The following is an 11,897-nucleotide window of genomic DNA, read 5'->3' as shown; positions in this document are numbered from 1 at the left end:
TATTGACCTTATTGGCTTTCTTACACTGAAATTGTTGGCGGACGCTCTGGCCCGCCGTCGCGATTAACCCAGCTTGGCTTTAACCCATTCCGGTACCGCCGCCAGCGCCGCCGGCAACGCCGCCGGATCGTTACCGCCCGCTTGCGCCATATCCGGCCGGCCGCCGCCTTTGCCGCCGACATGGGTGGCGACGAAGTTGACCAAATCGCCGGCCTTGACCTTGTCCATCGCATCTTTCGAGACGCTGGCGATCAGGCTGACCTTGTCGCCGCTGACGGTGGCCAAGACCAATGCGGCGCTGCCGAGCTTGTTTTTGAGTTGATCGGCCAAGTCGCGGAGGGCTTTCGGATCGACATCTTCAAGCTGCACCGCCAATACTTTTACGCCGTTGACCTCGACCGCCTGGCTGGTCATCTCATCGCCGGCCGAGCTGGCCAGTTTGCCCTTGAGTTTTTCCAGTTCCTTTTCCAGATGGCGGGTTTTCTCCAACAACTGTTGCACCTTGTCGGCGGTCTTGTCCGGCGCGGCTTTCAACAAGCCGGCGATACTCAACAAGGCCTGTTCCCGCTGAGCAATCCATTCCAACGCACCCTCGCCGGTAACCGCTTCGACGCGGCGCACACCAGCGGCGACGCCGGTTTCAGTGACGATTTTCAGCAAGCCGATATCGCCGGTGCGCTGCACGTGGGTGCCGCCGCACAGCTCGGTGGAAAAATCGCCCATCGTCAGAACCCGCACTTCGTCGCCGTATTTTTCGCCGAATAAGGCCATCGCGCCGGCTTTGACCGCGTCATCCTTGGCCATGATTTGCGCGCAGACCGCGTTATTAGCGCGAATTTGTTCGTTGACCAAACGCTCGACGGCGGCGATTTGCTCGGCGGTCATCGGCTCGAAATGCGAGAAGTCGAAACGCAAGCGCTCATTGTTGACCTGCGAGCCTTTTTGCTGCACGTGCTCGCCCAACACGTTGCGCAATGCGGCATGCAACAAATGAGTCGCCGAGTGATTGCGCTCGGTGGCTTTACGGATCTCGGCGTTTACGCTGACTTCGCAAGCCATGCCTTCGGCAATCACGCCTTTGACGACTTTGCCCTTGTGCAAAAACAACTGGCCGCCCTGCTTTTGGGTGTCGGTGACTTCGAACGTGCCACCGGTGCATTCGATCAAGCCGCTGTCGCCAACCTGACCGCCGGATTCGGCATAGAACGGGGTTTGATCCAGAATCACCACGCCTTCGTCGCCGGCTTCCAGACTCTCGACCGGCTGGCCTTTTTTGAACAGGCCGATGACTTGCACCGAGCCGTCAAGATGCGAGTAACCGGTAAATTCGGTGACGCTGTCGTGGCGAATGTCCTGGTCGTAATCGGCCGCGAACTGGCCGCCGGCCCTGGCGCGGTCGCGCTGGGCGCTCATTTCGACTTCGAAACCGGCGTGGTCGACGCTGAGGTTGTGTTCGCGGGCGAAGTCGGCGGTCAAATCGACCGGGAAACCGTAGGTGTCATACAACAAGAACACCACGTCGCCGGGGATGACGTGGCCGTCTAGTTTGGCGACGCAGTTTTCCAGGATACGCATGCCCTGGCCCAGGGTTTCGGCGAAGCGCTCTTCTTCTTTTTTCAGCACCCGTTCGACCTGTTCCTGTACCTTGACCAATTCCGGATAGGCTTCGCCCATCTCGGCGGCCAACGGCGCAACCAGTTTGTAAAAGAAAGTATCCTGAATGCCCAGGCGGTAGCCATGGCGGATCGCTCGACGCACGATGCGGCGCAACACGTAGCCGCGGCCTTCATTGGACGGCAACACGCCGTCGGCGACCAGGAATGCGCAGGAACGGATGTGGTCGGCGATGACGCGCAAAGAACTGTTGCTCAAATCGCTGGTGCCGGCCAACGCGGCGGCGGTTTTGACCAGATTTTGGAAAATATCGATTTCGTAGTTGCTGTGTACGCCCTGCATCACCGCGGCGATGCGCTCCAGGCCCATGCCAGTGTCGACCGACGGCGCCGGTAGCGGCGTCAGGTTGCCGTCCTTGTCGCGCTCGTACTGCATGAACACCAGGTTCCAGATCTCGATGTAACGGTCGCCGTCTTCGTCAGGACTGCCCGGCGGGCCACCGGCCACGTGTTCGCCATGGTCGTAGAAAATCTCGGTGCAAGGGCCGCACGGACCGACATCGCCCATAGCCCAGAAATTGTCCTTGGCGCCGATGCGCGAGAAGCGGGTCGGATCGATTTTGACTTCTTCCAGCCAAATCGCTTCGGCTTCCGAGTCCTCGTCGAACACCGTCACCCAGAGTTTGGACGGCGGAATGCCCATTTCTTTGGTCAAAAAGTCCCAGGCGAAATTGATCGCGTCGCGCTTGAAATAATCGCCGAAGCTGAAGTTGCCCAGCATCTCGAAGAAGGTATGGTGGCGGGCGGTGTAACCGACGTTCTCCAAATCGTTATGCTTGCCGCCGGCCCGCACGCAACGCTGGCTCGTCGCGGCGCGGTTAAAATCGACTTTCTCCCGGCCCAAAAATACGTCCTTGAACTGCACCATGCCGGCATTGGTGAACAACAAGGTCGGATCGTTGCCCGGCACCAAGCTGCTGGACGGACGCACGGCGTGGCCGCGCTGGCGGAAAAATTCCAAAAAGGCGGCGCGAATTTCGGCGCTGGTCATGTATTTCATCGTGGTTATTTCGTATGTTCCAATTTAAATTCGCTTACCTTCCAAGGTCAGCACCTAGGGAAAGTATTTATAAATATCTTTTCTGTGCAGACAACGGGTAAAAATCAACTCGCCACTCACAACTTCTATTCCGACTCTGAAATCGCCAATTCGTATCCGATAAAAGCTCTCATAACCTTGAAGTTTTTTGACGTGACTTAGCTCGACCAATGATCCAGCATTTTGACAGTCAATGATGAGTTCCTTAACTTTTTCCAGGAATTTACCGTCTTTGATATTCCGTAAGTCTTTAGCAAATTTGGCTTCAAACCGGACTTTCACTTTGCGCCATTATCGAGAATAGAAAAAACCTCATCTTCGGATACAAATTGATCTTTTCTACCCTCGGCAATAGCATTAGCTAATCCAACTTCCTCCAAGGCTTCCAAAACCACGTCATACAATATATCCCGTTTGGTTTTGAGTAAGTCGATCATCACCTCGGTGAGCAACTCTTTGGTTTTTTCGTCGCTGATTGATAATTCCATATACTTACCTTCTACCTGTTTGAGTCTTTTATTCCCGAATACGCTTTGCGATTCGGAGCTAGGGGCTCTCTCAAAGTCCGTGTTTTATCAGAATATCTTTGAGCCGCTTTATGCCTTCCGGTGATAGTCGAATACTCTGGCTTTTCTTTCCTACAAGTTGCCTTTCTTTCGAACCAAAAGTATCTAGTTGCAGTAACGACATCCTTGATTGTCCTGGATAACCGCATACGAGCATTCGGCTTCGGTATGCACCGAATCGCGTTCCAGAGTCTGATAATCAATTTTGTTTACTAGCGCCATAATCTTCTCTTCCCCATCAGAACGTAGTAATTGGCATCGACAAATTCACGCCATTCATTTATCTGCAGTGTTTTGCAACTTTATTTTCAACTCGGCAAACACCTGCTTGATCGTCTCGCCGCTAAAGCCGCGCTGCTGCATAAACCGGCTGCGCTTGGCCCATTCGTTTGGCGGCAAGGCCTTTTCATCGCCGTATTTACCCGCATAAACGTCTAAGGCCAAATTCAGCCAGCCGCCCTGCTCTTCGGCTTGCGCATCCAAATCGACGCCGCTGATACCGCGCTGCTGCAATTCGTAGGCGATGCGGATCGGGCCGTAGCCTTTACCGATGCGGTCGCGGACATAACATTCGGCGTAGCGGTCGTCGTTTTGCCAATTCTGCTCGGTCAGCGCATCGATAACCGGATTAACTTCGTCGCGCTCGAAGCCGCGCAAGGCCAACTTATCCAGCAACTCGCGGCGGCTGTGTTCGCGCCGCGCCAACAATCTCAGACAAATCTCTTCGATTTGCCGGCCACGCTCATTCGCCGGCGTTAAACTCGGGGTCTTCGTCTTCATGGGCCGGAGCGGTCGTCACTCTGCTGGCGAAGGCTTTCTCGCGAATGGCTTTTTCCAGCTCGGCGGCGATTTCTGGGTGCTCGCGCAAATACTGCTTGGCGTTATCCTTGCCCTGGCCAATTTTGTCGTTGTTGTAGCTGTACCAGGAACCGGACTTTTGCACGAAGCCGAATTCGACGCCCAAGTCGACCAATTCGCCGAGGAAGGACACGCCCTCGCCGTAAAGAATTTCGAAATCGGCTTGTTTGAACGGCGGCGCGACTTTGTTTTTGACGATTTTGACCCGGGTTTCGTTGCCGATCACCTCGTCGCCTTTCTTGATCGCGCCGATGCGGCGAATGTCCATCCTGACCGAGGCATAGAATTTCAACGCGTTACCGCCGGTGGTAGTTTCCGGATTGCCGAACATCACGCCGATTTTCATCCGCAACTGGTTGATGAAGATCACCAGGGTGTTGGAGCGTTTGATGTTGGCGGTCAGTTTACGCAAGGCTTGCGACATCAAACGCGCCTGCAAGCCCATGTGCGAGTCGCCCATGTCGCCTTCGATTTCGGCTTTCGGTGTCAGCGCCGCGACCGAGTCGATGACGACGATGTCGACCGCGCCGGAACGGACCAGCATGTCGGTGATTTCCAGGGCCTGCTCGCCGGTATCCGGTTGCGACACCAGCAGGTCGTCGATATTGACGCCGATCTTTTGCGCATATACCGGGTCCAGCGCGTGCTCGGCGTCAACGAAGGCCGCGGTGCCGCCCAATTTCTGCATCTGGGCGATGGTTTGCAGCGTCAACGTGGTTTTACCGGACGATTCGGGACCGTATATCTCGATGATTCGGCCGCGCGGCAAACCGCCGCAACCCAGCGCGATGTCGACGGACAAGGAGCCGGTGGACACCACTTCGATGTCGCGGGTCGCGGCGACGTCGCCCATGCGCATGACCGAGCCCTTGCCGAATTGTTTTTCGATTTGCATCAACGCGGCGCCGAGAGCCTTTTTCTTGTTTTCGTCCATATCCTACCTACTGTTGTCTGCCCGGTGAAAACGCGGCATTATCCCATAGAGGCCGGCCGTGAAACAGTTTTTATCGGCCGGATTGCCGGAAAAAACCGGCCGCCGCGCGCGGGTTGAACGGGAAATACAGGTGCAGATAAGACGCCTGCAAAGCACCGTCGCGAAAAAACCCTTCGCCGTGGCCGAAACTGCGTAGCGGCTGCGAAATCTGCAGCGGCTGCAGTTCGGTTTCCAGGGTCGAAAAATGAAAACTGTGACCGCGAATCTCGCCTTCCGCCAAGGTCAGACTGTGCATACCCAGGTTTGCCAGCCGACTGTGCATCGTCGCCCGGCCGGGCAACAAACCGGCCATCTCGGCGGCTTGGCCTTGCTTGTCGGCCAGACTTTCCAGCAAATACAGAAAGCCGCCGCATTCGGCGTAAATCGGTTTGCCCAGACCATGCTGCTCGCGCAAGGCCTGCTTCATCGGCTGATTCCCGGCCAGCGCCGACAAATGCAACTCCGGATAGCCGCCCGGCAAATACAGGCTGTCGACCTCCGGCAGCGCCGAATCGGCCAACGGCGAGAAGAACGCCAACTCGGCGCCCATCGCCTGCAGACAATCCAGATTGGCTTGATAGAGGAACGAAAACGCCGCATCCCGCGCCACGCCAATCCGCAACCCGGCCAGCAGTTGCGGCAGCGGCTCGCCGCGGACCGGCTCGAATCTTACCGGTTGCGGCAACCGGCACGGGCCGAAGCCGTTCAGCAATTCGGCGGCTCGTGCCAAGCGGGCGGAAAGATCGCCGATTTCGTCGGCTTGCAGCAAGCCCAGATGGCGCGAAGGCAGTCCGATGGCATCGTCGCGGGCGACCGCCGCCAGCATCGGCATGTCCGGAGGCAAGGCTTCCTGCAACAGCTTGGCATGGCCGGCACTGCCGACCTTGTTGGCGATGACGCCGGCAAACGGCAATTCCGGCCGGTAGCTGGCCAACCCATGGGCGACCGCGGCGAAGGTTTGCGCCATGCCTTGCGCGTCGATCACCGCCGCCACCGGCACGCTCAGCGCCTGGGCCAAATCGGCGCTGCTGCTGTCGCCGTCGAACAGGCCCATCACGCCCTCGATCAAGATCAAATCGGCTGCCCCGGCGGCACGGTAGAGCAACTCGCGGCAATGGCTCTCGCCCATCATCCACAAATCCAGTTGGTAAACCGGATGACCGGAGGCGAACGCCAATATCTGCGGATCGATGAAATCGGGGCCGGTTTTGCACACCCGCACCCGCAGACCCTGGCTGCGGAAATGGTAAGCCAGTGCGGCGGTGATGGTGGTTTTACCTTGGCCCGAAGCCGGCGCAGCGATCAGCATTGCCGGGCAGGCCAAGGAGTTTTGCAAGGATGTCATGATGAAAAAGAGAGTAGCCGACCGGCGGATTGGCGCCGGCCGGGCGCTTAAAAGCGCGGGATCAGGAAGCCGCCAGCATATTATCCAGTGCCTGCTTGGCCAGTGCGGCCTGCTCGGCAGCTACCGCGACTTGGTTGACGACATGGCCGGCCGCCAGGTTTTCCAAGACCCAGCATAAATGCTGCGGATCGGTGCGGAACATGGTCGAGCACATGCTCAAGGTCGGCGCCATGAAATGCACACTTTTGCCTTGGGCCTTGCACTCCTGGGCCAGACGGTTGACCAGATTCAGCTCGGTGGCCACCAGCCAGCGGGTATTGGCTTCGGCTTCGCGGACAATCTTCAGGATCATCTCGGTGGAACCGATGTGATCCGATTTTTCGCAGACTTCGAAACAAGCCTCCGGATGGGAAATGACGATGGTTTCCGGATGTTTAGCCTTGAAATTGTCGATCTGCTCCGGCTGAAATGCCTGATGCACCGAGCAATGGCCTTTCCACAGGATCATTTTCGCGTCGCGGATTTTCTGCTCGGTCAAACCGCCTTGGGGTTTGTTGAAGTCCCAGGTCACCATCTGTGCCAACGGGATGCCCATCCGAAAACCGGTATTGCGGCCCAAATGCTGGTCCGGGAAGAACAACACTTTCTCGCGACGGGCAAAACTCCAGTTCAGGATTTTCTGAGCATTGGACGAGGTACAGACGATACCGCCGTGTTGGCCGCAAAACGCTTTCAAATCGGCGGCGGAGTTGATATAGGTGACGGGCGTGACCGCATTTTCGACGTCGATGATGTTGGCCAACTCATCCCAGCATTGTTGGACCTTGACTTTGTTGGCCATATCGGCCATCGAGCAACCGGCCGCCATATCCGGCAGAATTGCGATTTGTTCCGGCCGCGACAGAATGTCGGCGACCTCGGCCATGAAATGCACGCCGCAAAATACGATGTATTCGGCCTCGGATTGAGCGGCTTCGCGCGACAGTTTCAAAGAATCGCCGTAAATATCGGCGTGCTTGAACACCTCGTCGCGCTGGTAATGGTGGCCCAGAATAATGCAGCGTTTGCCGAGTTTGGCTTTGGCGGCGGCTATCCGCGCATCACACTCGGCGTCGTCCAGTAAGGCATAATCGTGGATGGGTAAAGCAGCGGCTGTCATGTAATCGTTACCTGGCAATGAAAGACGCGCCATTGTAGCGCCAAGCCGCTGTTTTCGATACCGCTTAGCCGGTCTGCAATGCGAAGCGCAATAAAGTCCAGGCGATCCAGCCGAATCCCAGGGTCGTTGCGATAAAACTGAGCAGCGAATAAATCCGCCACACCGGCTTGGCCCAGAAATCGGGATCGAAGGCCGCAACCACAAATACGCCGGGATTGGTCATGCCGCCGATCACGACCAGCCAACATGCCGCCACCGGTAACTGCACTTTGGTTGCGTAAAAGCCGAGACAGAACAGCGCCATCAACGCAAAATCGACGTGAGCGCGAATCATGGTTTTGTAATCCTTCAGGAACACGCCGTCGATGCCGGGAACCGGGAACCATTTGGCAAAAGTCATCAGCCAAGCCGACATTAAAATTGCGGCAATCATCAACACCGCGCCTACCAATAATATTTCCATGTTGTTGTTTTATTTTATTAAATTAAGGGGCGACCGGCGGGGTATCAGCGTAAAGCGCTTTGCAGCAGATTCATGGCGCCGGCTCCGCCCTGGTTTTGCACATACTGTAATACGACGGGCAAAAACTGGCTGACCATGGAAGGGTTCATGCCCAAGGACTGAAACGAGCCGGCCAAAGCCGCCAAACTGCCCAAGGCATTGTTTTGACCACCCAACAGACTACCGGCAGCACCCAATAAACCGCTATTACTGCCGGCTGGCGGCAGTTGCGGCGCCGACGACAGGTAGCCGTCCATGCCGGGAACGCTACCGCTCAACTGAGAAAAATCAGCGGGATTCATGCGTTGTTGCGCCACCGAAAAGATCGAGCCGACGCCACCCAAAGCCTGCTGCGGACTGACGCCCAATTTTCCGACCAGCAAATTGATCAAACTCGCTTCGTTGCCTGTACCGGTAACGGCAGAGCCCAGTGCGCCGACCGCAGCCGGCGCTTGTTGCGCGACCGCATTTTGCGCCCCACCCAAGCCGAAAATCTGGCCAGCCTCCTGTGCCGGCACACTCGCGCTTAAGCAGCACAGCGCGATCGTCGTGACATACCCGTGTAAGTTTTTCATAGTAGAGATACCCTGTTTTGCCTCAGTTTGCGAATAGACGTCCCGATCCGGCGTACGCAGCCGCTACCCAACGTGCCGGGTGGAACTTTAAATCGAAACCTTAGGGCCTGGCAACAGACAGCGTTCTGGGGTACTAAACTTGTCCCGCTATGGCACCACCGTCTCGACCAGGCAGTACCCGTCCAAACCGCATGCGCGATGGCCTCCGAACGGATTCCCGGCAACCGGTACTTAAGCTTACACTTAATAAGTATAATCGCCGGCTTAGCCTAACCATCGATCGGGTAACGATATGCAGAATATTCAAAAAACACTGGAAGACTACTACCTCCGCTTGCAAGCCCACCCCAAATACCTGCAGGTTATGACTTTACCCACCTTGCAACGTTGGGGGGTATTGATCGGCCTGTTCCTGGCATCGCAAATTCTGGTATTCGGCAGCCTCTACCTCATTTTCGGCAAAATTGTCGTGATCGGCTTTCTCGCCAGCACACTGGCCGGCTGCGCCACCGGCGTCGGCGCCCTGCCGGCCCTGTTTTTTAAAGACATTTCCGACCGCTTATTCAATAGTCTGCTCGGTGCCGCCGCCGGCGTCATGTTGGCCGCGACCGCATTTTCGCTGCTGGTGCCCGGCATGGAATACGGCGAACAAGTCTGGCCCGGCAAAGGTTTGTGGGTCGTCTCGGCCGGTATGCTAATTGGCGCCCTGTTCTTGCATGTCGCCGACAGCCGCCTGCCGCATCTGCATTTCGATTCGGTCAGCGACCATTCCCTGGATTCTTTGCAAAAAATCTCGCTGTTCATCATCGCCATCACCATCCATAACTTCCCGGAAGGCATGTCGGTCGGGGTCAGCTTTGGTTCCGGCGATTTGAACAACGGCTTGGTGCTGTCCATCGCGATCGCCTTGCAAAACCTGCCGGAAGGTTTGGCGGTGGCTCTGCCGCTGGTGGGCTTGGGCTACGATAAATGGAAAGCGGTCGGAATTGCCACCTTGACCGGCCTGGTCGAGCCGGTCGGCGGTTTGCTGGGAATCACGATGGTCACACTGTTTTCGTCGATCCTGCCGATCGCCATGGGTTTCGCTGCCGGCGCCATGCTGTTTGTAATCAGCGAAGAAATCATCCCGGAAACCCACTCCAAAGGCCGCTCGCGCATCGCCACCTTCTCGCTGATGTTCGGTTTCATCGTGATGATGGTATTGGACAGGCTGCTGGCCTAGCCGACACTTTCGATCCAACCGCCCGCCTTACAGATCAAAACCGGCGGGCCTGCTTTTGTCTTTCTCGAAAACACCGGATCCATGGACTATATCTCCCAGCTACTTGGTCAACTTCAAGCCATCAGCCCAGCCGAACTTCTGACCACCGGCGGCACCAGCTTTGCACTGATCGCCGCCGCCGAAATCGGCGATAAAAGCCAGCTGGTTTGCATGACGCTGGCGTCGCGCCACCGGCCGGCACCGGTACTGTGGGGCGCGATCGCGGCATTCATGCTGTTGAATACGTTGGCCGTGGTATTCGGCACAGCGATCGCGAACTGGCTGCCGGACTATGCCGTCGCGGCCTGTGTCGCGCTGTTATTCGCGGTGTTCGGCATTCACGCCCTGTGCAATGGCGACGATGACGAAGACGGACAGGATGTTGCCGAAAAAAGCGGTCACGGCATTTTCTTCACCACCTTCTTATTGATCACGGTCGCCGAATTCGGCGACAAGACGCAATTGGCTGTGGTCGCCTTCAGCAGTACCGCACAACCCGCTGCCGTTTGGTTAGGGTCCACCCTGGCGTTGAGTTTTACATCCGCGCTCGGCGTATTGGCCGGCCGTACCGTACTGCAACGTATCCCGCTTAGCCTGTTGCATAAAGTCAGCGGCCTGCTTTTTCTGGGCTTGGCCGCCGCCGCCGGCTACAAAACCTATCTTAGCCTGGTTGCAGCCGGACTGATTCCAACCCTCTGAACCGGTTTGTCGAATATATCCGCCTCAACGGCTTTGCTATTACGCAGCGCTGATTACCACGCCTTCGGGTTTTAAGCTCAACGAATAATCGCCATTCAGCAGGCCCTGCAATTCGCGACCGGCCATGTTGTAGCGCCAGCCTTGCAGCAGCAGGCAATCCTCATCGCCGAACAGCAATTGCTCCAAATCCTTGCGGCTTGCCAGTATCACCGGGTTCAGCGAATTTTCCTCGGCCCGAATCCTGACCACCGCGCTCAACACATCCAGAATCGCCTCGTGTTGCTGATTCTTTTTAAAAGCGTGGTCTTTATCGGCAATCGGCTTCGGCGGCCGTTGCCTGGCCTCCTCGATCAGGCTGCACAGGGTCTTGCCGTAACGGTTTACCGTGCGCTCGTTGATGTTGCGGATCTTCCCGAGCTCGGCGAGCGTTACCGGCTGCAATTTGGCCAGCTCCAGCAGCAAATCGTCCTGCATCAACCAGTTGCGCGGTTTGTTTTCCTGCTGCGCGCTGCGTTCGCGCCATTCGCTCAGGCTTTGCATTATCGACAACTGCTTGCCGGTCAATTTGTTCTTACCGCGGATTTTGAGCCAGGCGTTCTCCGGCGACAGTTGGTAGAGTTCGGGATTGTTCAACAAGGCAAAATCGCTCTCCAGCCAATTCAATCGTCCCAATTTGGCCAACTGCTCGCACATCATCGTGTAAATCTTGCACAGATAAATCACGTCGTCGGCAGCGTATTGGATCTGGTCGGCGCTCAACGGCCGCTCCGACCAATCGGTGCGGGTATGCGCCTTGCTCAAATTGACGTTCAAAAAGCTGGATACCAACATCGCATAGCCCGGATTTTCCTGAAAACCCAACAAAGGCGCGGCAATCTGGGTATCGAAGATCGGCCCAGGGATTTTGCCGGTGATCTGATAAAAAATTTCCAGATCCTGGCGGCACGAATGTAGCACCTTGACGATATTCGGCGCGTAGATGGCGTCGAACAACTCGCTCAAATCGCCGACGGCCAGCGGATCGACACAGGCAACCCAGCCCGGCGCCGCGATTTGCAACAGACAGAACTTGGGGTAATAGGTTTTTTCGCGGAGAAACTCGGTATCCAGTGCAATCCAAGGTTCGTTGGCTATTTGCCGGCAAAGGTCTGCAATTTGGTCGGGTTTATCGATGTATTGGATGGACATGATCTCATTCTGTTTGACAAGGGGGCCGATAAAGGGCTCGGCTGGCTATTTTACTCCGC

12 protein-coding genes are annotated in these 11,897 nt (G+C 56.6%); 2 read left to right on the top strand and 10 right to left on the bottom strand.

Annotation, left to right across the window (positions count from 1 at the left end):
- Positions 1 to 63: 63 nt before the first annotated feature.
- From alaS to ACH518_RS11195, 9 genes are all read right to left on the bottom strand, one after another.
- Complete coding sequence (alaS, locus tag ACH518_RS11235; RefSeq protein ID WP_445370129.1) at positions 64 to 2,673, bottom strand: alanine--tRNA ligase; 2,610 nt, start codon at positions 2,671 to 2,673, stop codon at positions 64 to 66.
- Between the two features lie 54 nt (positions 2,674 to 2,727).
- Complete coding sequence (locus tag ACH518_RS11230; protein ID WP_445370128.1) at positions 2,728 to 2,994, bottom strand: type II toxin-antitoxin system RelE family toxin; 267 nt, start codon at positions 2,992 to 2,994, stop codon at positions 2,728 to 2,730.
- Entirely contained in the window at positions 2,991 to 3,200 is a 210-nt protein-coding gene (locus ACH518_RS11225) for a hypothetical protein (protein ID WP_445370127.1), read from the bottom strand. The genes ACH518_RS11230 and ACH518_RS11225 overlap by 4 nt, the downstream gene beginning before the upstream one ends.
- Positions 3,201 to 3,554: 354 nt before the next feature.
- The gene (locus ACH518_RS11220; protein ID WP_445370126.1) at positions 3,555 to 4,058 is read right to left on the bottom strand and encodes a regulatory protein RecX; all 504 of its coding nucleotides are present in this window, start codon (positions 4,056 to 4,058) and stop codon (positions 3,555 to 3,557) included.
- Positions 4,021 to 5,070, bottom strand: coding sequence for a recombinase RecA (gene recA, locus ACH518_RS11215; protein ID WP_445370125.1), 1,050 nt, complete (start codon positions 5,068 to 5,070; stop codon positions 4,021 to 4,023). Before recA ends, ACH518_RS11220 begins: the two co-directional genes overlap by 38 nt.
- Before the next feature lie 70 nt (positions 5,071 to 5,140).
- On the bottom strand, positions 5,141 to 6,454 hold the full coding sequence (locus tag ACH518_RS11210) for a cobyrinate a,c-diamide synthase (RefSeq protein ID WP_445370124.1): 1,314 nt from the start codon (positions 6,452 to 6,454) through the stop codon (positions 5,141 to 5,143).
- 61 nt (positions 6,455 to 6,515) lie between these two features.
- Entirely contained in the window at positions 6,516 to 7,613 is a 1,098-nt protein-coding gene (gene nadA, locus ACH518_RS11205; protein ID WP_445370123.1) for a quinolinate synthase NadA, read from the bottom strand.
- A 64-nt stretch (positions 7,614 to 7,677) separates the two neighbouring features.
- Entirely contained in the window at positions 7,678 to 8,076 is a 399-nt protein-coding gene (locus tag ACH518_RS11200) for a hypothetical protein (RefSeq protein ID WP_278212537.1), read from the bottom strand.
- A 44-nt stretch (positions 8,077 to 8,120) separates the two neighbouring features.
- Entirely contained in the window at positions 8,121 to 8,690 is a 570-nt protein-coding gene (locus tag ACH518_RS11195) for a DUF2780 domain-containing protein (RefSeq protein WP_445372953.1), read from the bottom strand.
- Between the two features lie 292 nt (positions 8,691 to 8,982).
- Between ACH518_RS11195 and ACH518_RS11190 the strand changes: the two genes are divergently transcribed.
- Complete coding sequence (locus tag ACH518_RS11190) at positions 8,983 to 9,912, top strand: ZIP family metal transporter (protein ID WP_445372952.1); 930 nt, start codon at positions 8,983 to 8,985, stop codon at positions 9,910 to 9,912.
- Positions 9,913 to 9,993: 81 nt separating this feature from the next.
- Positions 9,994 to 10,650: a TMEM165/GDT1 family protein gene (locus ACH518_RS11185; protein WP_445372951.1), complete on the top strand. Its 657-nt coding sequence runs from the start codon at positions 9,994 to 9,996 to the stop codon at positions 10,648 to 10,650.
- 39 nt (positions 10,651 to 10,689) lie between these two features.
- On the opposite strand, the gene rnd is transcribed toward ACH518_RS11185, so the two are convergent.
- A complete protein-coding gene (gene rnd, locus ACH518_RS11180) occupies positions 10,690 to 11,838 on the bottom strand; it encodes a ribonuclease D (protein ID WP_278212541.1) in 1,149 nt (382 codons plus the stop codon).
- Between the last annotated feature and the right edge of the window lie 59 nt (positions 11,839 to 11,897).

It is taken from the genome of Methylomonas sp. HW2-6 (assembly GCF_052474525.1).
Note: the sequence above shows the minus strand (reverse complement) of the source record. Positions and strands in the feature narration are given on the sequence as shown.

Excerpts from the sequence above, each read along its gene's own strand:
- alaS (WP_445370129.1), bottom strand. The coding sequence starts at position 2,673 with ATGAAATACATGACCAGCGCCGAAATTCGCGCCGCCTTTTTGGAATTT.
- ACH518_RS11225 (WP_445370127.1), bottom strand. The coding sequence starts at position 3,200 with ATGGAATTATCAATCAGCGACGAAAAAACCAAAGAGTTGCTCACCGAG.
- ACH518_RS11220 (WP_445370126.1), bottom strand. The coding sequence starts at position 4,058 with ATGAAGACGAAGACCCCGAGTTTAACGCCGGCGAATGAGCGTGGCCGG.
- recA (WP_445370125.1), bottom strand. The coding sequence starts at position 5,070 with ATGGACGAAAACAAGAAAAAGGCTCTCGGCGCCGCGTTGATGCAAATC.
- ACH518_RS11210 (WP_445370124.1), bottom strand. The coding sequence starts at position 6,454 with ATGACATCCTTGCAAAACTCCTTGGCCTGCCCGGCAATGCTGATCGCT.
- nadA (WP_445370123.1), bottom strand. The coding sequence starts at position 7,613 with ATGACAGCCGCTGCTTTACCCATCCACGATTATGCCTTACTGGACGAC.
- ACH518_RS11200 (WP_278212537.1), bottom strand. The coding sequence starts at position 8,076 with ATGGAAATATTATTGGTAGGCGCGGTGTTGATGATTGCCGCAATTTTA.
- ACH518_RS11195 (WP_445372953.1), bottom strand. The coding sequence starts at position 8,690 with ATGAAAAACTTACACGGGTATGTCACGACGATCGCGCTGTGCTGCTTA.
- ACH518_RS11190 (WP_445372952.1), top strand. The coding sequence starts at position 8,983 with ATGCAGAATATTCAAAAAACACTGGAAGACTACTACCTCCGCTTGCAA.
- ACH518_RS11185 (WP_445372951.1), top strand. The coding sequence starts at position 9,994 with ATGGACTATATCTCCCAGCTACTTGGTCAACTTCAAGCCATCAGCCCA.
- rnd (WP_278212541.1), bottom strand. The coding sequence starts at position 11,838 with ATGTCCATCCAATACATCGATAAACCCGACCAAATTGCAGACCTTTGC.